Below are 23974 nucleotides of genomic sequence, written 5' to 3'. Positions count from 1 at the left end.
GCGGCGGTGACTGCGCCGGACAGGGCGGTTTGCCTCGGGTATCGTCGTCGATCGCGACGCGGGCGATGCCGCGGGGGCCGGGGAACTCGAATGACGATCAACCTGCGCGCTGCGCGCATCCATGCCGCCGCGGTGCTCGCGCTTTGCCTGCTCGCGCCGGCTGCCGCGGTGGCCCGGCAGGACGAGCCGCCGGGGGCAGCGCTGCCGGCGGCGCTGTCGGATTTCGATGCCTATGTCGAACGCGTGCGCGAGACGTTCGAAGTACCCGGAATCGCCGTGGCCGTAGTCAAGGACGGCGAGGTGGTGCTCGCACGCGGCTATGGCGTGCGGGAGCTGGGGCGGGATGCGCCCGTCGACCCGGACACCCTGTTTGCCATCGCGTCGATCAGCAAGGGCTTCACCGCCACTGCGCTGTCGATCCTGGCCGACGAGGGCAAGCTGGACCTGGACGACCGCGTTATCGACCACCTGCCGTGGTTCCGCATGGCCGACCCCTACGTCACCCACGAAATGCGCATCCGCGACCTGCTGGCACACCGCAGCGGCCTGGGGCTGGGCGCGGGCGACCTGCTGTACTGGCCGGGCACCGACTACACCACCCGCGAGGTCGCGCAGCGTCTGAAGGACGTGCCGTTGGCGGGCGCTTTCCGCGGCCGCTATGCCTACGACAACATCCTGTACGGGGTGGCGCAGCTGGTGGTGGAGGACGTCTCGGGGATGCCGCTGGAGGCATTCCTGCGTACCCGCATTTTCCAGCCACTGGGCATGGACGCGGTGCGCTTCAACAGCGATGCGCTGCGCCCCGGCGACAACGTCGCCAGCGGGCACGCCCGCGCGGACTTCAAGGCGCTGGTGCCGGCGCCGCGCCTGAGCTGGGCGAACGTCTCCGGGGCCGGGGGCCTGTACGCCAACGTGCTGGACATGTCCCGCTGGATGCAGGTGCACCTGGCGGGCGGGCTCATCAGAGGTGCCGGCGACGGCGCCGAACGCCTCGTCAGCGAGCAACGGCAGCAGGCCATGTGGTCGGTGGTCACGCCCATACCGGTACGCAAGCCTTCGGTGCCCGAACTGGAGGCGGCGCGCCCCAACTTCATGGGCTATGGCGAAGGTTGGCAGTTGTCCGACTACCGGGGCGAGAAGCTGGTCTGGCACACCGGCGGCTGGCCGGGGATGGTGTCGCGGATGACGCTGGTGCCGGAGGAGGGCCTGGGCGTGATCGTCCTGACCAATGCCGAGCTGGGTGGCGCGTTCAACGCGGTGACCCTGCGCGTGCTGGATGCCTACCTGGATGCGCCGCGCACCGACTGGAGCGCGGCCTACGCGGCGGCGCTGGCGAAGTCGCAGTCGGATTCGGACGAGGACTGGGCCAGGCACGAGGCATCCCGGGATGCCGCCTCCGAGCCCTCGTTGCCGCGGCGCGCGTACGCCGGTACCTACCGCGACCCGTGGTACGGCGACGTGGTCGTCGAGTCCGCGCGCGACGGCCTGCGCCTTCGATTCACCCGCACCTCCGCGCTGGTCGGGACGCTGGAGCATTGGCAGCACGACACCTTCATCGTGCGCTGGGACCAGCGCTGGCTCAACGCCGACGCGTTCGTCAGTTTCGCGCTGGACCCCGATGGCGAGGTGCGTGAAGTCCGGATGGAAGCGGTCTCGCCACTGACGGACTTCAGCTTCGACTTCCACGACCTGCGCCTGGTGCCGGTGGGGCCGGAACCGACGAGAGGCTGACTGCGGTGCCCGCCCCCGGCTTGCCGGGGCAGGGCACTCGCCTTGTCCGCCGTTACTGCGTCTCGCGCGGAAACACCACCACGTGCTCCAGGTCCAGGCGCACGCCGATGCGCTGCCCGACCGCGTGGTCATGGTGGGACGGCACCAGCGATTCGACGCGTTGGCCGTCGTCCAGTTCCAGCGTGTAGAGGAACTCCGCGCCGCGAAAGTGCCGGGCGACGATGCGCGCCTGCAGCGGTGCGTCGTCGTCGTGGATCACGTCGTCCGGACGCAAGAGCACGTCGACGTCGGTCGCCGTGCCGGCCGCGGCCACCCGCGAGCGCACCGCGCCGAACGGCGTGGTGACGTGGCCCTCGTCGTCCACGCGGCCGGACAGCAGCACACCTTCGCCCACGAAGCCGGCGACGAACCGGTTGGCGGGCCGGTGGTACAGGTCGTAGGCGCGGCCCCACTGCTGCAGGTGGCCGAGTCCCACCACGCCGATGCGGTCGGCCATCGCAAACGCTTCGATCTGCGAATGCGTCACCAGCAGCGCGCCCACGCCTTCGTGCTTGAGCGCGGCACGCACGTCCAGGGCGAGGCTTTCGCGCAGGTTCGGGTCAAGGCTGGAGAACGGCTCGTCGAGCAGCACCAGCCGTGGCCGGGCGGCCAGTGCACGCGCCAGGGCGACCCGTTGCTGCTGGCCACCGGAGAGCTCGTGCGGCGCGCGCGCGCCGGCATCGGCAAGGCCCACGAGCTCCAGCATGTCGCGCGCCCGCGATTCGGCCTGCCGCCGGGGCTGGCGGAACAGGCCGAATTGCACGTTGCCGAGCACGTCCAGGTGCGGCAACAGCGCATGGTCCTGGAACACCATGCCGACGTGGCGGCTCTCCGGGGGCAACCGGACCCCGGGCCCGCTGAGCACCTGTCCGTCGCCGCGGATGGCGCCGGCCAGCAGGGGCTCGAAGCCCGCCACCGCGCGCAGCAGGGTGGTCTTGCCCGCAGCCGACGGTCCGAGCAGGCAGCCGACCTCGCCCTGCTCCAGTGCGAACGACACGCCCGACAGGACCGTGCGCCCGCCGTACCCGACCGCCGCGTTGTCCACTTCAAGCCGCATCGCCCCTCCGTCGGGTCAACAGGATCACCGGCACCAGGCCGGCCAGCACGATCGCCAGGGCCGGCACCGCGGCGCGGGTCCATTCGCCTTCATTGGTCAGCTCGAACACCCGCGTGGCCAGTGTGTCCCAGCCGAAGGGGCGCATCATCAGGGTGATCGGCATTTCCTTCATCACGTCGACGAACACCAGCAGCGCCGCGGTGGCGAAACTGCCCCGCAGCAGCGGCCACTGCACCAGCCGCAGCTGTCGCAGCCCGGTAACGCCCAGGCTCCGGCTGGCCTCCACCAGGTGCGGCCGGACGCGGAGCAGCCCGCCGGACACCGGTGCGTGGGCAACCGCCATGAAGCGGATGCCGTAGGCCACCAGAAGCAGTGCCAGCCCCCCTTGCAGGGCGATGGCCAGGTCGAACGCCTCGGCCAGGCGTGCGCTGGCCTGGGCCACCGGCACGTACAGGCCAATGGCCAGCAACGCACCCGGCAGGCCATAGCCCAGCGTGGCCAGGCGCGTGGTCGCGGCGGTGAGACCACCAGGGCGTTCGCGCGCCGCCATGGCCACGGCGAAGGCGGCGGCGACGGTGAGCGCGGCGGCCATTGCCGCCAGCGACACCGCGTTGCCGACCGTGCCCCAGTAGCGCGCGTCGATCTCGCCAATGTGGCGGGAGGCGTTCCACGCCAGGCGCGAGAGCGGCACCCCGATGGCGGCGACCGCCACCAGCGTGCATGCCCCGGTTGCCAGCCATGCCCGACGTCCCAGTTCTGTGCGCGCAGCCGAGCGGTGGCCGACACCGGCGAACGACCGCCGCCGGCGCGAGAAGGCTTCCAGCGCCACCAGTGCCACGACCACCACCAGCAGCGCCGCGGCCACCTGCAGGGCGGTATCGGTTGAAAACAGCGCGAACCACGCCTGGTAGATCGCGGTGGTGAAGGTGTCGTAGTTGAACGCCGACACCGTGCCGAAGTCGGCCAGGGTCTCCATCAGCACCAGCAGCGTGCCGCCGGCGATCCACGGCCGCGCCATCGGCAGGCTGGTGCGCAGAAATGCCCGCCACGGACCCATGCCCAGCGTTCGCGCGGCTTCTATCGCGCGTGCCCCCTGGGTTTCGAAGGCCTCGCGGGCCACCAGGTAGACATAGGGATACAAGGCCAGCGTCATCACCAGGACCAGGCCGGCCCGGCTGCGGACCTCCGGCATGGCGGGGCCGCCGACCCCGCGCAGCCAGGTGGCAACCGGGCCGGCGTAGTCGAACAGGTCGATCAACACCACTGCCAGCACGTAGCCGGGCATCGCCAGTGGAAGCACCAGCAGCCACGCGAACAGGCGACGGCCGGGGAACTCGCACAGCGCGACCAGCGCCGCCAATGCGGTGCCAAGCAGCGCCGTGCCCAGCCCCACGCCCATCAACAGCCACGCGGTGTTGCCGGCCACGCGCGGCAGTACGAACTGCAGCAGGTGCGCGAGCGTGTCGGGATCGGGGCGCGCAAGCGCGGACAGCGTGGCCACCAAAGGCACCAGCGCCGGCAGCGACAGCAGCACGGCCAGCCAGACCCAGGGCGAAGACGCGACACGCCCCGCGCGGGGCGGGGCGTGTGCGGTCGACAGTGCGTGCGGGTCAGCGGTAGCCGGCACGGTCCATCAGCTTGACGGCCTCGGCCTGCAGCCGGCCGGCCTCGGACACGTTGATCAGGTCCTGGCGGTACTCGCCCCAGCCGGCGACCAGCGGCGCGGCGGCCACCTGCGGATTGGCCGGGAACTCCATGTTCTCGTTGGCATAGATGGCCTGCGCTTCGCCCGCCGACAGCCATTCGATGAACGCCTTCGCCGCTTCGGGCTGGTCGGAATGCGCGGTGACGCCTGCGCCCGACACGTTGACGTGGACACCGCCGATGCCGCCGGCCGATTCGCCCTGGTTGGGCCAGAACGGCTCCACGGTGAGGCGGGCGTCCTCGTTCTTGGCCCGGCCCAGGTAGTAGCTGTTGACGATGCCGACCGCGCAGCGCCCGGCACCGACCGCCTCGATCACCGCGGTGTCGTTGGCGAACGGCTCGGCGGCGAGGTTGGCCACCCAGCCGCGCACGACCTCTTCGGTGCGCTGCGGGCCGAGGGTGCCGATCATCGTCGCCACCAGGCTCTGGTTGTAGACCGAAGCGGACGTGCGCAGGCACAGCTTGCCGCGCCACCTCGGGTCGGCCAGGTCCTCGTAGGTCGACAACTCGCCAGCAGGAGTAGCGGCGGGGTCATGGACCAGCGTGCGGGCGCGCACCGACAGTCCGAACCAGCGGTTGTCGGGGTCGCGCAGGTTTTCCGGGATGTTGGCCTGCAGGGTGGGCGAATCGACGCCTTGCAGCAGCCCCAGGTTGGCGGCCTGCCAGAGGTTGCCGGCGTCCACGGTGATGAACACGTCCGCCGGGGTCTGGCTGCCTTCGGCCTTGAGCCGCTCCATCAGCGGCGGCGCCTGGTCGGTGAGGTAGCTGACCTTGATGCCGGTCTCCTGCGTGTAGCGGTCGAACAGCGGCTTGACCAGTTGTTCGTTGCGCGAGGTGTAGACCACCAGTTCGGTTGCCGGGGCGGGCGCCGCGGCGGGGGTGGTATCGGCGGTCGCAACCGGATCGGTGGAGGGACGCGAGCAGGCGGCCAGGACGGTGACCACGGCGCAGCTGAGCAGCAGGGGACGCATGGGCGGTGCCTTGAAGGAAAAGATGAGAATGAATCGTAACAACTTTGGAGCGTCCTGCGGGCCCTCGATGCGACCTGGGTGCAGCGCCGGGTGGCGATGCGGCCAACCGCCCCCATGTCGGGGTGAATCCACCCGCAAGGCCCGCAGATGATCCCCGTTTCCGTCCTGGACCTGGCCCCCGTCACCGAAGGCAGCACGGTCGGGCAGGCATTCGCCAACAGCCTGGACCTGGCCCGCCATGCCGAACGTTTGGGCTACACGCGCTACTGGCTGGCCGAGCACCACAACATGCCCGGCATCGCCAGCGCCGCCACGGCGGTGCTGATCGGCCATATCGCCTCGGCCACCACGTCGATCCGCGTCGGTGCCGGCGGGATCATGCTGCCCAACCATTCGCCGCTGCAGGTGGCCGAGCAGTTCGGCACGTTGGCCAGCCTGCACCCCGGTCGGATCGACCTTGGGCTGGGCCGCGCACCGGGCACCGACCAGGCGACGGCGCGTGCCCTTCGCCGCTATTTCGACGGCGCCGACACCTTTCCCCGCGACGTGCAGGAGCTGCTCGCATACTTCGAACCCGCGCTGCCCGGCCAGGCCGTACAGGCGGTACCGGGCGCGGGCGTCGAGGTGCCGGTCTGGCTGCTGGGGTCGAGCCTGTTCAGCGCGCAACTGGCGGCGCGGCTGGGCCTGCCGTTTGCCTTCGCCTCGCACTTCGCGCCCGACCAGATGGACGAGGCCCTGGCGCTGTACCGCTCGCAGTTCCAGCCCTCGGCGCGCCTGGCCGCGCCGCACGCGGTACTGGGGATCAACGTGGTTGCCGCGGAAACTCGGGAGCGTGCGCGACGGCTGTTCACCACCCAACAGCAGAGTTTCGTGCGCCTGCGCCGCGGCATGCCCGGCCTGATTCCTCCGCCCATCGACGACATCGAATCGTGGTGGTCGCCGCAGGAGAAGTCGGGGGTCGAACGCGCCCTGGCGTGCGCGGTGGTGGGCGACGCGGACGAGGTCGCCGCCGGCCTCGCCGCGTTCGTGGCCCGGCACCGGCCCGACGAGTTGATGTTGACCGCCAACATCTTCGACCACGCCGCCCGGGTCCGTTCGTTCGAACTTGCCTACGGGGCTGCCTCGCGGATCTGAGCCGCGGGCGTCAGCTGGACGGTCCTGGCCGGACCGCACGTCTCGGGACGCCCGGCCCCGCGTCAGTCCTCCGGCTGCACGTCCAGCAGCTCGACCTCGAACACCAGCGAGCCGTTGGGTGGGATGACGCCGCCCGCGCCGGCGCGGCCGTAGCCAAGCTCCGGCGGAATCTCCAGCACCCGGGTGCCGCCCACCCGCATGCCTGCCACGCCCTCGTCCCAGCCGCGGATCACGCGCCCGGCGCCCAGCAGGAAGGTCAGGGGCTGGCCCCGGTCCAGCGAACTGTCGAACTTCGTGCCGCGGCCGTCCTCGGCGCCCTGGTCGTAGTTCCAGCCGGTGTAGTGGACGGTGACCTCCATGCCGGGGCGGGCGAGCTCACCGGTCCCCACGCGCACGTCTTCGCGCGTGAGTTCCGGCACGCGGCCGCCCGGCGCGGGGCCGGAATCGTTGCAGGCCAGGAGGGCCGCGGCAATCGACACGGCCGCGGCCAGCTGGAGTAGGGGACGAGGCATCGAGGTGGCCTGCCGGTGCTGGAGCGCGCAGTATGGGGGAAGCGACCGTGGCCGGACCGCTCGGCTCGTCCGCTTCCCACCCCAACCCCGGAGTACACATGAGCTGGCTCGGCATCGTGATCGTCGTAGTGGCCGGATACCTCGCGCTGAAGGTGGTCGGCGGCATGCTCAAGCTGCTGTTCGGGGCGCTGGTGCTGGTCGGCCTGTACCTGGTGCTGGCGCCGATGCTCGGCTGGAGCTCGCCGATGGGCTGAGGGCGGGCTCACGCGGTCGAGCCGGGAGCGCGCGGTTGGATTCACCCGGCTTTACGTCGCGACGGGGTTGGATGGGACCTCTTCCCTGAAAGGACAGCCCACGTGACCGACCGCGCCGAGAACATCCGCCACCTCGCCGAAATGATCAACGACGTCGACATCGCGATGATGACGACGGTTGCCAAGGATGGACGGCTGGTCAGCCGCCCGCTGGGCACGCAGGACGTGGAATTCGACGGCGACCTGTGGTTCGCGACCGAATGCGACAGCGGGAAGGTCGACGAGATCCTGGCCAATCCCAATGTCAACGTCGCCTATGCGTCCAAGGGCAAGAACACCTACGTGTCGGTGGCCGGGCGTGCCTCGATCGTGCGCGACCGGGCCCGCATCGATGCCTTGTGGTCGCCGGCGATGAAGCTGTTCTTCCCCGCCGGCAAGGACGATCCGAACCTGTGCCTGATCCGGGTGGAAGTGGACAGCGCGGAATACTGGGACGGCCCGGGCACGATCATGGGCAAGGCGCTGCATTTCGCGTTGAGCGCAGTGACCAGCGACCCCGGCAACCTGTCGGACAACGAGCGCATGCGGCTGCGTTGATCGCGCCTGGCCTGATCGCGCGGGTTACCGCGGCCCTGCGAGCGGGGCCGCCCAACATCGGCGTCATCCCCGACGTACCGGTCAACCGACGTTGCTGAGCGCGCTCCGGGGCGTGACTGCCTCATCGGTGCATGCCCCCGTGTGCTGGGACGGGCCCCGCAGGCCGTCGAGCAGCGCCTGCAGCGCTCCGATGTCCACCGGCTTGCTGAAATGGTGCTTGAACCCGGCCTGCTGGGTGCGTTCCTTGTCCTGTCGCTGGCTCCACCCGGTGACCGCCACCAGTTCGATGCCCTGGTTGGCGGGGTCCTCCCGAAGCCGGCGCGCGACCTCGTAGCCGTCCATGCCCGGCATCCCGATGTCCAGCAGCACCGCATCGGGCCGGAACTCGCGCACCGCTTCCAGTGCCTTGCGGCCGTCGAAGCAGACGTGGTGCTCGATCTCCAGCATCCGCAACACCATGCCCAGCGAGCGGGCCGCGTCGACGTTGTCGTCAACCACCAGCACGCGAAGCGAGGAGGGCTGCGAGGGCGCCGACTGCGCAGCCGATGGCCCCGCGGTTTCCGGGGACGGCCCGAACCGTGACGTTGCGACGTCCACGTCCGTGGCCAACGGCAGCCGAACGACGAATTCCGACCCCCGGTCGCGGCCATCGCTGCGGACGTCGACCCGCCCACCGTGCATCTCCACCAGGCTGCGCACCAGGGTCAGGCCGATGCCCAGGCCGTCCTGCGCGCGATGCGCCTCGCGCCGGCCCTGGGTGAACAGGTCGAACACGTGCGGCAGCATGTCGGGCTCGATGCCGATGCCGCGATCCCTCACCGCCACAACGACCTCGTCGCCGTCACGGTCGGCGGCCACGCGGATCTCGCCGCCGCTGCGCGCGTACTTGGCCGCGTTATTGAGCAGGTTGCCGAACACCTGGGCAAGCCGGACCGGGTCGGCATCGACCTGCAGGGGGATATCGGGCAACTCCAGGCGCAGCGCGTGCCGGCCGGAATCGATCAAGGGCCGGCTCAGTTCGATTGCATTGCGCAGGACGCCGGCCATGTCGACCACGTCGCGGCGCAGTTCGATGGTGCCGCGCGACAGCCGCGACACCTCCACCAGGTCGTCCACCAGCCGCACCATGTGGTCGACCTGCCGTTTCATCATCGCCCGCAGCGACACCTGCTCCGGCTCCGGGACATCGCTGCCACCCAGCAGGTGCAGCGCATTGCGGATGGGCGCCAACGGGTTGCGCAGCTCGTGCGCCAGCATGGCGAGGAACTCGTCCTTGCGTTGCGCCGAAGCGGCAATGTCGTCGCGGGCCCGCTCCAACTCGTCCAGGTGGGTCAGCATCTCGTACTGGCGCTCGCGTGCACGCAGGGCGGACTTCACCGTGCTCACCAGGGTCGACAGGCGCAGCGGGCGCTCCAGCAGGGTCACGTTGCCCAGTCGCGCCATCGCGTCGGCGACCTGCGCCGAGTCCGCCCCGTCGCGCGCCACCACCATCACCGGCAGGTCCGACCAGCGCGGCTGGCGGTCGACCACCCGCCCCAGTACCGACTGCGCGCCCTGGGCCAGCGCCTCTTCGGCCACCAGCACGGCCGCGGCGCCGCGATCGATCTCCCGTGCAAGGTCGGCAGGCTGGATGCAGATGCAGGTATCGATGTCGTGCCGGGCCAACACGTCTGCGGTCAGTTCGGTGTCGCGCTGGGTGGGCAGCAGCATCAGTACGCGGCGGGCGAGGGTCGGGTCCATGCGCGTCGTCAGGCGCTGCACGCGTGGTCGGCGGGCTCGCCGACCTCGTGGGGGACACCGGTCAGCACGCCGCGCAGGTTGCGCAGTGGTTCGCCCACCTTGACGCCATCGGCACTGATGGTGAGCCGGTGGATGCTGCGTTCGTGGCGACCGGTGCGCTTCTTCAGCACCGAGATCGCCTGGTGCACTTCGCCGCGAACCTCGTAGTAGCGCAGCAGCACCACGCTGTCGGCCAGATAGCTGACATCCAGGGTGGTCTGCATCTGGCCGATCAGTCCCGCCTGCGCATTGATCAGCACGGTGACCACGCCCATCTGGCCAAGGTAGGCCAGCACCTCATGCAGTTGCACGATCATGAAGCGCTCTTCGGGCATCGCGTTGAGATAGCCATTGAGGCTGTCGATCACCACGAACCGTGCGTCGTCGCGTTCCACCGCATCGCGAATGAGGCTGGCGAACTCTCCCGGCGAAAGTTCCGCCGGGTCGACCGGCTGGATGGTGACCAGGCCGCTGTCCATGTGCTTTTCGATGTCCAGCCCGATGCTGGTCGAGCGCGCGATGACCGACTGGATGCTTTCGTCGAACGTGAACATCGCGCAGCGCTCGCCCCTGCCGGCCGCTGCCATGACCATCTGCGTCGCCAGGGTCGATTTGCCGGTACCGGCCGCACCGATAAGCAACGTGCTGGTGCCGCGGTCCGCACCGCCTCCGAGCAGCGTGTCGAGCTCCGCCAGGCCGGTGGATGCGCAGGTCTTGCGGTCGATGTCGCGGCGGAATTCGGCCGCCACCATGCGCGGGAAGACGTGCAGGCCGCCGGTATGGATCTCGTAGTCGTGGTACCCGCCGCGGAACTTGCGGCCGCGGAACTTGGTGATGCGAAGCCGGCGGCGGTCTGCGCCGAAGTCGGGATTGAGCTGCTCCAGCGACACCGCGCCGTGCACCAGGGTGTGCACGTGCAGGCCGTGTTCGGCCACCGCGCTGTCGTCCAGCAGCAGCACCGTGCAGCCGCGCCCGGCGAAGTACTGCTTCAGGGCCAGGACCTGGCGCCGGTATCGCAAGGCGGAGCCGGCAAGCAACCGCAATTCGGCCAGCGAATCGAACACCAGTCGCTTGGGATCCAGGCGCTCGACCTCCTCGAGCATGCGCTTGGTGGTGTCGCCCAGTTCCACCTCGGAGGGGTGGAACATCGTGTATTGCGCGTCCGGGTCCAGGCGATCCTGCGGGGCCGAGAGTTCGTGGATGTGCAGCCCGCTCAGGTCCCAGCCATGGGACCCGGCAATTTCGCGCAACTCCTCCTCGGTTTCCGAGAGCGAGACATACAGCGCCTTCTCCCCGCGCGTGATGCCCTCCAGCAGGAACTGCATTGCCAGGGTGGTCTTCCCCGACCCCGGAACGCCCTCCACCAGGTAGAGGCGGTCGGGGGTGAAGCCCCCTACGAGCACCTCGTCCAGCCCCGGAATGCCGGAGCTGACGGAAGACGTCGAATCAGTGGTGGCGTTCTTTGGCATCGGCGTGGGATGGCGTCCGGGACAGCCCCGGCGCCTGAGCGGAAGTGGGAATATATTTGCCCGGTCCGCGTGAAGACGCGTAGACACGGACAAGCTCCCGACGCTAGGCCGCCATCCCCGCGGCGTGCCCGGATGCCCACGCCCACTGGAAGTTGTACCCGCCCAACCAGCCGGTGACGTCAAGCACTTCACCGATGAAATACAGGCCCGGCACGCGGCGCGATTCCATCGTCGATGACGACACCCCGTCCGTATCCACGCCACCCAGCGTGACCTCGGCGGTGCGGTACCCCTCGGTGCCACTGGCCACCAGCGGCCACGCCGCCAGCACCCGCGCCACGTCGCCCAGCTGTGATGGCGTGTATTGCTTCATCGGGCGGCTCGGCAACCAGACCTCGCACAGGCGCTGGGCGAAGCGACGCGGCAGCGCGTCCGAGAGCACGGTGCGAAGCTCTGCGTCGGGCCGCTCGTCCTGCCACTGCCGCAGCAGGGCGAGGGCGTCGTGCCCCGGCAGCAGGTCCAGGCTCAGCGTGTCGCCCGGTTGCCAGTAGGACGAGACCTGCAGGATCGCCGGGCCGCTCACCCCGCGGTGGGTGACCAGCATCGCGTTGTTGAACGCGACCCCATTGCAGTGCGCGGTGACGGGCAGGGCGACGCCGCTGAGCCCTTCCATGCGCTGCTGGTGCTTGCCGCTCAGCGTCAGTGGGACCAGCCCGGCACGGGTCGGCAGCAGCGCGTGGCCGAACTGGCGGGCCAGTTCGTAGCCGAACCCGGTGGCACCCATCGAGGGGATCGAGAGGCCGCCAGTGGCGACCACCAGCCGCTCGCAGTGGTACGGGCCGTGGGAGGTGTCCAGTTCGAACCCTCCGCCGTCCGCCACCGCCACCCGCTCGATCGCGCACCCGGTGCGCACCTGGGCGCCCGCCGCTGCGCATTCGTCCAGCAGCATGCTGACGATCAGCTTGGACGACACATCGCAGAACAGCTGGCCCAGTTCCTTTTCGTGGTACGCGATGCGGTGGCGCTCCACCAACTCGATGAAATGCCAGGGCGTGTACCGCGCCAGCGCCGACTTGCAGAAGTGCGGGTTGGCGGAGATGAAGTTGTCGGGCGCAGTGCCGGTGTTGGTGAAATTGCAGCGACCGCCGCCTGACATCAGGATCTTCTTGCCGACCTTGTTGGCATGGTCGAGTACGAGTACCCGGCGGCCACGCGAGGCCGCGGTGATGGCACACATCAGGCCGGCCGCGCCGGCGCCGATCACCAGGACGTCGACGTGCGTTGGGCGTGTCGGCGGCATCCGGTCAGGCGGCGGCCATCCGCACGCCCGGCCGCAGCGCGATGCTGCCGCGGTCACCCATCAGCTGCAGCTCGCCGTCCTGGATCAGGGCGTTGAGGCGCATGCCGCGCTCGCCGATGGCCGCCAGTTCGTCGACCACTTCGGGCGGCACGTCGATCACGGTGACGTTCTTCAGGCGCGTGAGCGAGTTTGCGATCCGATCCCACCAGATGTCGGCGGCCCGGCCGCCATAGGTGACCACTACCACCTGCCGCGCGCGCGCCGACGCTTTCTTGATCCGGGTTTCGTCCGGCTGGCCCAGGTCGATCCAAAGCTCGATCTCGCCGGTGTAGTCGCGTCGCCAGAGCGACGGCTCGTCCTCGTCGCTCAGGCCGCGGCCGAACTCCAGCCGCTCATCGGCGTACAACGCGAACGCGATGAGCCGCACCATCAGGCGCTCGTCGGTTTCAGACGGGTGCTGGGCCAGGGTGAGGTTGTGGGTGGCGTAATAGTGCCGGTCCATGTCGCTGACCTGCAGCTCGGCCTTCACTACGGTGGAATTCTGGGCCATGGCCGATGCTGGTGCCGACGCGGTGGGGGCGCCATTCTAGGCGCATGTGTCAGCGCGTGCCCCCAACCGGAGTCGACCCTGCCGTGCTGCCCGGCGCCGACGGCGTGGCGGCCAGCCGCCTGCAGCTGCCGCCCGGCGCATTCGACTCGTTGCTGGACGGCCTGTGCCAGCGTTTCCCCCGGGTGTCGCGGTCGACCTGGCTGGACCGCTTCGCCCGCGGTTGCGTGGTGGATGCCGCCGGCGTCGCGCTCGAGGCGGGCATGCCGTACCGCGTGGGGCAGGAGGTGCGCTATTTCCGCGAGGTGGAAGGCGAGCCGGAGATCCCGTTCGAGGAAACGGTGTTGCATGCCGACGAGCACCTGGTGGTGGCCGACAAGCCGCACTTCCTGCCGGTGACCCCGGCAGGCGGCCACGTCCGGGAAACCCTGCTGGCCCGCCTGGTGAGGCGATTGGGCAACCCGAGGCTGGTGCCGCTGCACCGGATCGACCGCGATACCGCCGGCCTGGTCCTGTTCTCCGCGTGTCCCGACACACGCAATCGCTACCAGGCGCTGTTCGGCGAGCGCCGCATCACCAAGTGGTACGAGGCCATCGCGCCGGGACTGCCCGACGTGCAAATGCCGTACGTCCACCGTTCCCGCCTCGGGCGCGGGGAGCCGTTCTTCCGGATGCGTGAAGTGCCCGGGGAGCCGGATTGCGAAACGGCCCTGGACGTCATCGAACGCGGACCCACCCACTGGCATTACCGGCTGCAACCCGTGACCGGGCGCAAGCACCAGCTGCGCGTGCACATGGCGGCGCTGGGCGCCCCGATCCTCGGTGACCGGACCTATCCGGCCCTGCGGCCGCGCGATGCGGGTGATTTCGACGCGCCGCTGCAGCTGTTGGCCCGGTCACTGGAGTTCGCCGATCCGCTGACCGGGCAGGCGCGTCGCTTCGAGAGCCGGCGCACGCTCGCGCACGCTGCCCTGGATCCGTGATTTCGATTCCGGTCCTGCTCGACCTTTCTGACCCCCGTGCTACCGGGGTGCACCTGCGATGGACGCGGCCCGGCCGTCAGGCGACGGGACCCGTCGTTGAGGTCAATCATTGGGGTCGGGGTCCGTCTTTCCCTTCGAGTCCTTCAGCCGACCGAGGATGACCACGGTCACCAGGTTGAGGACGGACAGGGCGACGGCGAACCCCCACAGGCCGAACCCCACCGCCGCACCGAGGGCGCCGACGACCCAGATGCTGGCTGCCGAGGCGGTACCCGATACCGTGCTGTCGTGCTTGAGGATGGCGCCGCCGCCAACAAAGCCGATGCCGGTCATCAGGCCCTGCAGGATGCGCGCCATCGCGTCGGGCGATTCGCTGCCGATGAAGCTGTTGCCGATGAGGACGAACGCGCATGCGCCCACGGCCACGATCGGGAACGTGCGCAGGCCCATGGTGTCGCCGTGCGTTTCGCGGTGCCAGGCGATCGGCATGGCCAGCAGCAACGCCCCCACCAGTCGCAGGTAGGGCGTGAGCGTGGTCATGGGCCCGTCGGGGCTCAGCAACTCGTTCATGGCTCAGCGGGGCGGGCGAGGCTTGAAGGGCTTGCGGGGGCCGCCCTGGGGCGGCTTTCCGGGCGGTCGCGGGCCACTACGCCGAGCCGGCGCGGCACGGCCGGAGCGACCACCTGCCAGGTCGTCGGCCCCCGCGGGGCGAAGGCGCAGCGACTGGCCGGCCACGTAGACGCGCTTGAGGTGTTCCATCACTTCGCGCGGCATGCCTTCGGGCAGGTCGACCAGGCTGTATTCGTCACGGATGTCGATCCGGCCGATGTAGCGGCTCTCGAGCTCGGCCTCGTTGGCGATCGCCCCCACGATGTTGCCCGGCTGCACGCCGTGCGCATGGCCCACCTCGACCCGGAAGGTTTCCATGCCGACGTCGGGCGCCTCGCGGGGTGCGGCCGGTGGGCGCGGGGGCGCGCCTTCGTCGCCGAACAGCATCTCGCCCTTGTTTCCCAGGGCCGCCGGCGGGGTGGTGCTGCCATCGTCCAGGCGCGGGGCAGGGCGCGCCGCTCGCTCGTGGCTGCGTGCGGCCGGGGCGCTGCGATCGCCGCGCTCGAATCGCTCCGGTCGTTCGGTGCGTTCGGTGCGTTCGAATGGCTTGCGTTCGAACGGCTTGCGCTCGTCGCGGGCCGGCGCGGCCAGCAGCAGCGGCTGGTCGCCCTGCACCAGCTTGGCCAGGGCCGCGGCGACTTCGATCGCCGGTACGTTCTGCTCGCGCTCGTAGCGTTCCACCAGTTCGCGGAACAGCGGCAGGTCACTGGATTCCAGCGCCTCGCCGATGCGCCCCAGGAACTTCGACATGCGCTGTTCGTTCACGGTCTCGATGGTCGGCAGTGCCATCGGTTCGATCGGCTGCCGGGTGGCACGCTCGATCGCCCGCAACATGCCGCGCTCGCGGGGGGTGACGAACAGGATCGCCTCGCCCTTGCGACCGGCGCGGCCGGTACGGCCGATCCGGTGCACGTAGCTCTCGGTGTCGTAAGGGATGTCGTAGTTGAGGACGTGGCTGATGCGCTCCACGTCCAGGCCGCGCGCGGCCACGTCGGTGGCCACCAGCACGTCGATCTTGCCGTCCTTGAGGTTCTGCACGGTCTTCTCGCGCTGCGCCTGCTGCACGTCCCCGTTGATCGCCGCCGCGGCGATGCCGCGCGCGGTGAGCTTGTTGGCCAGCTCGTCGGTGCCCAGCTTGGTCCGTGCAAACACGATCATCGCGTCGAACGGCTCGGCTTCCAGGATCCGGGTCAGCGCGTCGAGCTTGTGCACGCCACTGACCGACCAGTAGCGCTGGCGGATGTTGGTGGCGGTACTGGTCTTGGACTTGATCGCGACTTCGACCGGGTCCTTCAGGTATGTCTGGGCGATGCGCTTGATCGCCGTCGGCATGGTGGCCGAAAACAAAGCGACCTGGCGGGTCTCGGGGGTCTTCTTGAGCACCGTCTCGACGTCGTCGATGAACCCCATCCGCAGCATCTCGTCGGCTTCGTCCAGGACCAGGCAGCGAAGCTGCGACAGGTCCAGCGACCCACGCTCCAGGTGGTCGATCACCCGGCCCGGGGTACCCACCACCACCTGCACGCCGCGCTTGAGCGCCTGCAGCTGAGGGTAGTAGCTCTGGCCGCCGTAGATCGGCAGCACGTGGAAACGCGGCAGGAAGTGGGCGTACTTCTGGAAGGCCTCGGCGACCTGGATCGCCAACTCGCGGGTCGGGGCGAGCACCAGCACCTGCGGGGCGGTCTGCGCCGAGTCGATGCGGGCCAGCAGCGGCAGCGCGAACGCCGCGGTCTTGCCGGTGCCGGTCTGCGCCTGGCCCAGCACGTCACGGCCGGCCAGCAACGGCGGGATGGTCGCGGCCTGGATCGGCGAGGGCGACTCGTAGCCGACCTCGGCCAGTGCGCGCAGCAGGGGCTCGGGCAAGCCCAGGTCGGAGAACTTGACCGTGGGGGCGTCGGTGGAGGGGTCGGGGGTCGCGGGCGTCTCGGCGCTCATCGCAGGTCTCGGCAGCGCCGGCAGGGCCGGTCGGGAGGACCGCATAGTCTAGCGGGGAGTGTGGCTGCAGGTGTTATGCGAGGCGATCACGTGTTCGCGCAACGGCTTACCGCGTCCGCGCTGCCAGCCACCGTCGAGTTGCGCGGCGAATGCCTGGCGGTCGCGTGCATGCAACGGCGCCGGGCCACCGGTCTGCACGCCCGCGCCGCGCAGTTCTTCCATGAAATCGCGCATGGACAGGCGTTCGGCCATGGTGTCGGGGGTGTAGCGCTCGCCGCGCGGGTTCAGGGCGACACCGCCCTTTGCAAGCACGCGGGCGGCCAGCGGGATGTCCTGGGTAACCACCAGGTCGCCGGCGGCCACCTGGTCGACGATGGCGGTGTCGGCAACATCGAAGCCGCCGGGTACCTGCACCGCGCGTACATAGGCCGAGGGCGGCGTCCGCAGCCACTGGTTTGCGACCAGCGTCATCGGGACACGCCCACGCTCGGCGGCGCGGAACAGGATGTCGCGGATCACCGCCGGGCACGCGTCGGCGTCGACCCAGATGCGCGGCCCCGCGTGGGTGTGCTGCATGTGCGGGGCGGCTGGCGGCTTACTCGGCGCGTGGTGCAGGCGCCTGCGAGGCCTCGTGGGGCGCATCGTCCGGGGCGTCGGGGCGCGAATCACGCTTGCGCGCGGCCTTTTCGTCCTTCTTCTTCTTCTTGGCGATCTCGCGCTGGCGCTTTTCGAACGAATAGTTGGGCTTGGCCATCAAGCATCCCTTGTTGAGTGATGCGCCAGTTTAGGCCATGCGGCCCGGCCGCGCCCGCCTGGCCCGCAACGCGCGCAATGCAGCCCAGCGACTTAGGATTACGCCCCCGATCGACAGGAAGCCCTGATGACCAAGGTCCACCACCTGGAGCAGTCGCGCTCCCACCGCGTGTTGTGGCTGCTGGAGGAACTGGGCCAGCCCTACGAGCTGGTGCCCTATGCGCGCGACGGCAAGACCCTGCTGGCCCCGGCCGCACTGCGCGCCGTGCATCCATTGGGCAAGTCGCCGGTGTTGGAAGACAACGGCCGCGTGGTCGCCGAATCGGGCGCAATCATCGAGTACCTGCTGGAGCGCTACGACACCGGCGGGACGCTGGGGCCGGCCGGCGGGGACGAGGACGAACGGCTGCGCTACCGGTATTGGCTGCATTACGCCGAAGGCTCGGCGATGCCACCGATGGTAATGGCCCTGGTGTTCGCGCGGATCCGCAGCGCGCCCATGCCGTTCTTTGCCCGCCCCATCGCCCGGCGCATCGCCGATGGGGCGATGAAGGGCTTCGTGGGTCCGCAGATCGCCCGCCACCTGGCCCACATGGAAGCCGCGCTGGCGGAGCGGCCCTGGTTCGCCGGCGAGCGGTTCACCGCGGCGGATATCCAGATGAGTTTCCCGGTCGAAGCCGGGCTGGCGCGCAGCGATGGCGACCATCCCCGCCTGGCCGCGTTCCTGGAGCGCATCCATGCGCGGCCAGCTTGGCAGCGCGCCGTGGACCGGGGTGGCCCCGTGCTGGTCGCGGGCTGAGGCCGGCGTGTTGCGCCTCGACTTCGACAACCGTTTCATCGACGAATTGCCCGGGGACCCCGAACCGCGCAACTTCATCCGGCAGGTCCGCGGTGCCGCGTGGTCGGCGGTGATGCCCACGCCCGTGTGCGCGCCGCGCGTGCTGGCGTGGTCGGAAGACATGGCGCGAAGGCTCGGGTTCGACGACGGCGACATGCAGGACCCGGCGTGGGCCGGGGTGTTTTCCGGCAACCGCCTGGTGCCGGGCATGCAGCCTTTCGCAGTGAACTACGGCGGCCACCAGTTCGGGCACTGGGCGGGCCAGCTGGGCGACGGGCGGGCCATCAGCCTGGGCGAGGCGGTCACCGCGGGCGGGGAGCGCTGGGAGCTGCAGCTCAAGGGCGCCGGGCCGACCCCGTACTCGCGCGGCGCCGACGGCCGCGCGGTGCTGCGATCCTCGATCAGGGAGTTCCTGTGCAGCGAGGCCATGCACCACCTGGGCGTGCCTACCACCCGCGCGCTGTGCCTGATGGGGACCGGCGAGCAGGTGGAGCGCGACATGTTCTACGACGGCCACCCGCAGATGGAGCCCGGTGCCGTGGTGTGCCGGGTCGCGCCGTCGTTCATCCGCTTCGGCACCTTCGAACTCCCGGCCTCCCGCGGCGATACCGGGTTGCTTCGCAAGCTGGTGGACTTCACCATCGACCGCGACTACCCGCACCTGGCGGGCCTGCCGGCGGGCGAGGTCCGCGATGCCGCCTGGTTTGGCGAGGTGTGCGAACGCACCGCGGGGTTGATGGCCGAATGGATGCGGGTCGGCTTCGTGCACGGGGTGATGAACACCGACAACCTGTCCATCCTGGGGCTGACCATCGACTACGGGCCCTATGGCTGGATCGACAACTACGACCCGGCCTGGACGCCCAATACCACCGACGCCCAGCATGGCCGCTACCGCTTCGGGCAGCAGCCCCAGGTGGCCTACTGGAACCTGGGCCGCCTTGCCGGTGCGCTGGCTCCCCTGTTTGCCGACCCGGCGCCGCTGCAGGAGGGTTTGCAACGCTACGTGGTGGCCCACACCTCCGCCGAGCGGGAGGTAATCGCCGGCAAGCTGGGCCTGGCCGATTGCCGCGACGGTGACGTGGACCTGATGCAGGACCTGCGCGGTTTGATGGCGCAGGCGGAGGTCGACATGACGCTGTTCTTCCGCGGGCTGATGGATGTCGACTCCGCGCTGCCCCGGCTGGCGTCCGTGGAAGAGGCGTTCTACGACCCCGCAAAGCGCGAGCAACACGCGCCCGAATTCGTCGCCTGGCTTGGGCGACTGGTCGCACGCTGGGCCGATGACCCGCTGCCGCACGCGGAGCGTCGCGAACGCATGCGCCTGGCCAACCCCCGCTACGTGCTGCGCAACTACCTGGCCCAGCAGGCCATCGATCGCGCACACGACGGCGACCTGGGTGGCGTGCACGAGTTGCTCGAGGTCATGCGCGCGCCCTACGACGACCAGCCCAGGCGCGAGGCGTTTGCCCGTCGCCGGCCCGACTGGGCACGCCGGAAGGCGGGGTGCTCGATGCTGTCCTGCAGTTCCTGATCCGGGGGGCGGCGCGGGCGGCTACACACGGTGGCGGGGCAGGGGGCACAATCCCCGGATGGATACGCCTTCCCGCAACCTGCGCATTTCACTGGTCCAGGGCGAAACGCTCTGGCACGACCCGGCGGGCAATCGCGCCTACTACGGCGAGCTGATCGCGCCGCTGCACGACACCACCGACCTCGTCATCCTGCCGGAAACCTTTACCAGCGGCTTTTCAAATGACGCGATCGACCGGGCCGAGACCATGGACGGCCCGACCCTCACCTGGCTGCGCGACCAGGCGTCGCGGTTGGGCGCGGCGGTCACCGGCAGCGTGCAGATCAGGGACGGGGACGGGCGCGTGTTCAACCGCCTGGTCTTCGCCACCCCCGACGGCGCGCTGCAGCACTACGACAAGCGCCACCTGTTCCGCTACGCCCGCGAGCACGAGCGCTACGCGCCCGGGCGCGAGCGCCTGACGGTGGACTGGAAGGGTTGGCGGATCTGTCCCATGGTCTGCTATGACCTGCGGTTCCCGGTGTTCTCGCGCAACCGCTTCGATGTCGAGCGACCCGGCGCGCTGGACTACGACCTCCTGCTGTTCGTCGCCAACTGGCCCTCGGCGCGGGCCCATGCATGGAAGACCCTGCTGCGGGCCCGCGCGATCGAGAACCTGTGCTACGTCGCCGGGCTCAACCGTGTCGGAACCGACGGCAATGGCATCCACTACGCCGGCGACAGCGCGGTGATCGACTTCCAGGGCCATCCAGCGAGCGAGTGCACCGGTGCCGAGGTGGTCGTCACCACCACCCTGCTGGCGTCGGAATTGGCGGCCCATCGCGAGCGGTTCCCGGCCATGCTCGATGGCGACCGGTTCGAGTGGCACTGATGGAGGCTGTCGAAAGATCCCGGGAAGTGTTGGCCGATCCCTTCCTGCTGGCCGGCGCCGCCAGCAGTGCGTTGGCCGCGGTGCTGCACCTGGCGTGCATCGTGGTTGGCGCGCCGTTGTACCGGTGGCTGGGCGCTGGTGAAGGCATCGCGCAAATGGCCGAGGCGGGCCACTGGTACCCGACCGCGATGGCGCTCTCGATCGCTGGCGTGCTGTCGGTCTTAGCCCTCTATGCGCTGTCCGGCGCGGGTGCCATCCGCCGGCTGCCGCTGTTGCGCACCGCGCTGTGCGCCATCACCGCCGTCTACCTGTTGCGCGGGCTGGGCTTCCTCGCGCTGATGCCGTATTTCCCCGGCAACAGCCTGGCGTTCTGGCTGGTGACCTCGGCCATCTGCCTGGTGATCGGAGGCGTGCACCTTGCGGGCATAGGGCGACGGTGGGCGCATCTGAAGCCGGCTGACTGATCCGGCGGTAGCTCGAACGGTGAGGCGGTGGAATTCGGCTCCAGCACATCACTGTGGCTCAGCCGACAACCACCGCGCACGCCGATCCGGGCGTGGAACCGGGCCCCGATGCGGCCCTCGCGTTCCTGCTCCCGGCGTGCCGCGAGGCTCCAACGGGCCAGAGCACGGCGATCCGTGGCGGCCGGAAGACCTGGGAACCTCAAGGAAAAGGGCGCCGGAGCGCCCTTGTTCATTGCCAGTGCGTTGCGGAAACTCAGCCGCGCGGACCGCCGCGGCCACCTCCGCCGGGGCGACCGCCGCCTCGGTTCCCACCCGGACGGGGGCCGCCGGGCTTGCCACCCGGCTTGCCACCCGGCTTCCCGCCGGGCTTTCCTCCCGGCTTCCCGCCAGGGCGCCCTCCCGGCTTCGCACCGCCCGGCTTGGGTGACCGGGGACGGTCGCCGTACGGGCTGACGCCCGGGTTTGCGTGGTCGGAGGGAAAGCTCGGTGCGTTGCCCGGATGCCCGTAGGGCTTGGGCGAGCGCTGGGGCTTGCCGGCTCCGCCCGCCCCGCCGCCGGGTCCACGGCGTTCGCCGCTGAAACCGCCGTAGGGATTCGCGCCGCCGCCGGCGCCGGTACCACCGGCACGCGGCTTCTTGCCGTAGGGCTTGCGGGGGCCACGGCCGTCGGCATTGCGATGGCCGGATGGACCGGTATCGACACCCTCGGGCACGTACCAGGTGCGGAACGCGGCAGGGTTGCCCTCAGGGAGTGCGCGCGGGTTCTTGTCCTTGCGCTGCTTGAACGGCTTCTGCGACTGTTTGGCCGCCGCCTCGCCGCTGACGGTGAGGCCGCCGGGCTTGCGCGGCCCCCCGCGGCCGCGGCCACGGTCCTCGCGGACGTTGTCGAAGCGACGCAGCTCCCGGCCTTCGTCGGCGGTGTTGTGGCCGCCCACGTAGCCCTGCGGGCGCTGCTCGCCACTGAGGTTGATGGTGGACTTGGCGGCCTTGCGTTGGCCGATGACCGGCTGCAGCGTCAGCGCCGAAGGCGTGCCGTCCTCGAGTCCCAGCTCCTTGCGGAGCGCCTCGACCTTGTCGATGGCCAGTTCCTGCGACTGCCCGCGCAGCAGTTCACGCTGCAGCGACACCTTGCCGTAGCGGATGCGCTTGAGCCGACTGACCTGGCAGCCCTGCGACTCCCACAGGCGACGCACTTCGCGGTTGCGACCTTCCTTGACCACCACCCGGAACCAGTCATGCGAGTCGGTCCCGCCGATGCGCTCGACCTCGTCGAACTTCGCCGGGCCGTCTTCCAGCGCGACGCCGCGCTGGAGGCGATCAGGAATGCTGTCGGGGACGCGGTCCTGGCCTTCGGGCGCGCGCACCCGGCAGACGTACTCGCGCTCGACTTCAAACGACGGGTGCATCAGCGCGTTGGCCAGCTCGCCATCGGTGGTCAGCAGCAGCAGGCCGGTGGTGTTGATGTCCAGCCGGCCAATGGCGATCCAGCGCGCGCCCTTGAGCGCGGGCAGCGCCTCGAAAATCGTCGGGCGGCCTTCGGGGTCGTCGCGCGTGGTGACCTCGCCCTCGGGCTTGTTGTACATCAGCACGCGGGACGGCTCGCTGAGCGCGCTGGCCACGAACTGGCGTCCGTCCAACTCGATGCGGTCGCCGCCCTTGACGCTCAGGCCGGTCTGCGCGACCTCGCCATTGACCTTGACCAGGCCGTCGGCGATGCGCTGCTCCAGCGCGCGACGCGAGCCGAGGCCTGCCTGCGCCAGCACCTTGTGGAGCCGTTCCTCGAGCCGCGGGGCGGCATCGGCATCGGTATCGGAGCCGCGCTTGAGCGACAGCGTGCGGCGGTTTTCTTCAGTCATTTCTCGTGTGCTCCGGCGAGGCCTGGCTGGCCTCGTCCATTTCGGTTTCAGTGGTGCCGACGGCGCCGTCCGGACCGGGGTCCTGGCTTGGCGCATCGTGGTTGGTGGTATCGCGATGGGTAGGTTCGCCGCCCGGGGCGGTTGCCAAATCGTCCGCGTCGGTTGCACTCGCGCTGGACTCGCTCGCGCCGCCCTCGGACGGGGGAGGCCGGCGTGGGTCGTCGCCCGCGGCTGCGGTGGCGTCGTAATCGGCTTCCGGCGCGCCCTCGACGGCGTCCCGATCGTCGTCCTCGCGATCGCCGTCGGGTTCGGAGCCAGGGTCGGGTTCGCCAAGGCCACCCGCCTCGATGACCCGGGGCGCGGGCTCGCCGTCGAACTGGAACTGGGGTTCAAGCTCGCCGAGGTCCTTGAGCTCGGACAGCGCCGGCAGCTCGTCCAGCCGCTTCAGGCCGAAGTAGTCCAGGAACACCTTGGTGGTGCCGAACAGGGCCGGCTTGCCGGGCACGTCGCGGTGGCCGACCACGCGGATCCACTCGCGCTCTTCCAGCGCCTTGATGATATTGCTGCTGACCGCAACGCCACGGACCTGTTCGATCTCGCCGCGGGTGACCGGCTGCCGGTAGGCGATCAGCGCCAGGGTCTCGAGCGTTGCACGCGTGTAGCGGGTCTGGCGTTCGGTCCACAGCCGCGCGACCCAGGGGTGCACGTCGGACTTGACTTGGTAACGGAAGCCGGACGCAAGTTCGACCAGTTCAACGCCGCGATCGGCGCAGGCGGCCTGGAGCGATTCCAGCGCCTGTTCGACCGAGTCCGCCGGGGCGGGCGCGTCCTCGGGGAACAGGGCGTGCAATTGGGCCAGCGTCAGCGGCTGGCTGGCAGCCAGCAGCGACGCTTCGACGATCCGGGTGATGAGGGTCTGGTCCATTCGATTCCGTGTGTGCCTTGTCTCTTTGCCTTGGTCGCCCGGGGTAGGGGCATTGCGGTGGTGCGAGGTGCGGATGTCCGCCCGAGGGGGCGGTGGCGCAGGGGCCGCTCCGT

23 protein-coding genes are annotated in these 23974 nt (G+C 70.0%); 9 read left to right on the top strand and 14 right to left on the bottom strand.

Annotated elements, in window-relative coordinates:
- The first annotated feature begins 90 nt into the window (after nt 1-90).
- Nucleotides 91-1731, top strand: a complete 1641-nt coding sequence (locus tag ACJQWL_RS02660) for a serine hydrolase (protein WP_330967716.1) — start codon at nt 91-93, stop codon at nt 1729-1731.
- Nucleotides 1732-1783: 52 nt separating this feature from the next.
- On the opposite strand, the gene ACJQWL_RS02655 is transcribed toward ACJQWL_RS02660, so the two are convergent.
- From ACJQWL_RS02655 to ACJQWL_RS02645, 3 genes are read right to left on the bottom strand one after another with little or no spacing between them, the layout of a single operon-like run.
- Complete coding sequence (locus ACJQWL_RS02655; RefSeq protein ID WP_330967715.1) at nt 1784-2827, bottom strand: ABC transporter ATP-binding protein; 1044 nt, start codon at nt 2825-2827, stop codon at nt 1784-1786.
- The gene (locus tag ACJQWL_RS02650) at nt 2817-4454 is read right to left on the bottom strand and encodes an ABC transporter permease (RefSeq protein ID WP_330967714.1); all 1638 of its coding nucleotides are present in this window, start codon (nt 4452-4454) and stop codon (nt 2817-2819) included. Before ACJQWL_RS02650 ends, ACJQWL_RS02655 begins: the two co-directional genes overlap by 11 nt.
- On the bottom strand, nt 4438-5502 hold the full coding sequence (locus tag ACJQWL_RS02645; RefSeq protein ID WP_330967713.1) for an extracellular solute-binding protein: 1065 nt from the start codon (nt 5500-5502) through the stop codon (nt 4438-4440). The genes ACJQWL_RS02650 and ACJQWL_RS02645 overlap by 17 nt, the downstream gene beginning before the upstream one ends.
- A 147-nt stretch (nt 5503-5649) precedes the next feature.
- Between ACJQWL_RS02645 and ACJQWL_RS02640 the strand changes: the two genes are divergently transcribed.
- Complete coding sequence (locus ACJQWL_RS02640) at nt 5650-6636, top strand: LLM class flavin-dependent oxidoreductase (protein ID WP_330967712.1); 987 nt, start codon at nt 5650-5652, stop codon at nt 6634-6636.
- A 62-nt stretch (nt 6637-6698) separates the two neighbouring features.
- Here the strand turns inward: ACJQWL_RS02640 and ACJQWL_RS02635 are convergent, their stop codons facing one another.
- Complete coding sequence (locus ACJQWL_RS02635; protein ID WP_330967711.1) at nt 6699-7148, bottom strand: FKBP-type peptidyl-prolyl cis-trans isomerase; 450 nt, start codon at nt 7146-7148, stop codon at nt 6699-6701.
- Between the two features lie 98 nt (nt 7149-7246).
- Between ACJQWL_RS02635 and ACJQWL_RS02630 the strand changes: the two genes are divergently transcribed.
- The gene (locus ACJQWL_RS02630) at nt 7247-7402 is read left to right on the top strand and encodes a hypothetical protein (protein WP_330967710.1); all 156 of its coding nucleotides are present in this window, start codon (nt 7247-7249) and stop codon (nt 7400-7402) included.
- 102 nt (nt 7403-7504) lie between these two features.
- Nucleotides 7505-7999, top strand: a complete 495-nt coding sequence (locus ACJQWL_RS02625) for a pyridoxamine 5'-phosphate oxidase family protein (RefSeq protein WP_330967709.1) — start codon at nt 7505-7507, stop codon at nt 7997-7999.
- 81 nt (nt 8000-8080) lie between these two features.
- Here the strand turns inward: ACJQWL_RS02625 and ACJQWL_RS02620 are convergent, their stop codons facing one another.
- The 4 genes from ACJQWL_RS02620 to ACJQWL_RS02605 form a co-directional block, all read right to left on the bottom strand.
- Nucleotides 8081-9739, bottom strand: coding sequence for a hybrid sensor histidine kinase/response regulator (locus ACJQWL_RS02620; RefSeq protein WP_330967708.1), 1659 nt, complete (start codon nt 9737-9739; stop codon nt 8081-8083).
- 8 nt (nt 9740-9747) lie between these two features.
- Nucleotides 9748-11247: an ATPase domain-containing protein gene (locus ACJQWL_RS02615; protein ID WP_330967707.1), complete on the bottom strand. Its 1500-nt coding sequence runs from the start codon at nt 11245-11247 to the stop codon at nt 9748-9750.
- 103 nt (nt 11248-11350) lie between these two features.
- Complete coding sequence (locus ACJQWL_RS02610) at nt 11351-12547, bottom strand: BaiN/RdsA family NAD(P)/FAD-dependent oxidoreductase (RefSeq protein WP_330967706.1); 1197 nt, start codon at nt 12545-12547, stop codon at nt 11351-11353.
- Between the two features lie 4 nt (nt 12548-12551).
- Nucleotides 12552-13097, bottom strand: coding sequence for a YaeQ family protein (locus ACJQWL_RS02605; protein WP_330967705.1), 546 nt, complete (start codon nt 13095-13097; stop codon nt 12552-12554).
- A gap of 56 nt (nt 13098-13153) precedes the next feature.
- On the opposite strand from ACJQWL_RS02605, the gene ACJQWL_RS02600 reads away from it, so the two are divergent.
- Complete coding sequence (locus ACJQWL_RS02600) at nt 13154-14077, top strand: pseudouridine synthase (protein WP_330967704.1); 924 nt, start codon at nt 13154-13156, stop codon at nt 14075-14077.
- 102 nt (nt 14078-14179) lie between these two features.
- On the opposite strand, the gene ACJQWL_RS02595 is transcribed toward ACJQWL_RS02600, so the two are convergent.
- From ACJQWL_RS02595 to ACJQWL_RS02580, 4 genes are read right to left on the bottom strand one after another with little or no spacing between them, the layout of a single operon-like run.
- Nucleotides 14180-14647: an MgtC/SapB family protein gene (locus tag ACJQWL_RS02595; protein ID WP_330967703.1), complete on the bottom strand. Its 468-nt coding sequence runs from the start codon at nt 14645-14647 to the stop codon at nt 14180-14182.
- Nucleotides 14648-14650: 3 nt separating this feature from the next.
- Nucleotides 14651-16621, bottom strand: a complete 1971-nt coding sequence (locus ACJQWL_RS02590) for a DEAD/DEAH box helicase (RefSeq protein WP_330967702.1) — start codon at nt 16619-16621, stop codon at nt 14651-14653.
- A 48-nt stretch (nt 16622-16669) separates the two neighbouring features.
- Nucleotides 16670-17197 (bottom strand): YaiI/YqxD family protein, encoded by a 528-nt coding sequence (locus ACJQWL_RS02585; protein ID WP_330967701.1) that lies wholly within the window; start codon nt 17195-17197, stop codon nt 16670-16672.
- Nucleotides 17198-17216: 19 nt separating this feature from the next.
- Nucleotides 17217-17375 (bottom strand): hypothetical protein, encoded by a 159-nt coding sequence (locus ACJQWL_RS02580; RefSeq protein ID WP_330967700.1) that lies wholly within the window; start codon nt 17373-17375, stop codon nt 17217-17219.
- 126 nt (nt 17376-17501) lie between these two features.
- On the opposite strand from ACJQWL_RS02580, the gene ACJQWL_RS02575 reads away from it, so the two are divergent.
- The 4 genes from ACJQWL_RS02575 to ACJQWL_RS02560 are packed head-to-tail and all read left to right on the top strand — an operon-like array spanning nt 17502 to nt 21081.
- Nucleotides 17502-18173, top strand: coding sequence for a glutathione S-transferase (locus ACJQWL_RS02575; RefSeq protein WP_330967699.1), 672 nt, complete (start codon nt 17502-17504; stop codon nt 18171-18173).
- Between the two features lie 7 nt (nt 18174-18180).
- On the top strand, nt 18181-19746 hold the full coding sequence (locus ACJQWL_RS02570) for a protein adenylyltransferase SelO (RefSeq protein WP_330967826.1): 1566 nt from the start codon (nt 18181-18183) through the stop codon (nt 19744-19746).
- Nucleotides 19747-19804: 58 nt separating this feature from the next.
- Nucleotides 19805-20617 carry an amidohydrolase gene (locus ACJQWL_RS02565; protein WP_330967698.1) on the top strand — a complete coding sequence of 271 codons (813 nt, stop codon included), beginning with the start codon at nt 19805-19807 and terminating at the stop codon, nt 20615-20617.
- A 29-nt stretch (nt 20618-20646) separates the two neighbouring features.
- Nucleotides 20647-21081: a hypothetical protein gene (locus ACJQWL_RS02560; RefSeq protein WP_330967697.1), complete on the top strand. Its 435-nt coding sequence runs from the start codon at nt 20647-20649 to the stop codon at nt 21079-21081.
- A 253-nt stretch (nt 21082-21334) separates the two neighbouring features.
- Here the strand turns inward: ACJQWL_RS02560 and ACJQWL_RS02555 are convergent, their stop codons facing one another.
- Entirely contained in the window at nt 21335-22936 is a 1602-nt protein-coding gene (locus ACJQWL_RS02555) for a pseudouridine synthase (protein WP_330967696.1), read from the bottom strand.
- Complete coding sequence (gene scpB, locus ACJQWL_RS02550; protein ID WP_330967695.1) at nt 22929-23861, bottom strand: SMC-Scp complex subunit ScpB; 933 nt, start codon at nt 23859-23861, stop codon at nt 22929-22931. Before scpB ends, ACJQWL_RS02555 begins: the two co-directional genes overlap by 8 nt.
- Between the last annotated feature and the right edge of the window lie 113 nt (nt 23862-23974).

The sequence above is a fragment of the Novilysobacter viscosus genome (genome assembly GCF_046600715.1).
GTDB lineage: Bacteria > Pseudomonadota > Gammaproteobacteria > Xanthomonadales > Xanthomonadaceae > Lysobacter_C > Lysobacter_C viscosus.
Note: the sequence above shows the minus strand (reverse complement) of the source record. Positions and strands in the feature narration are given on the sequence as shown.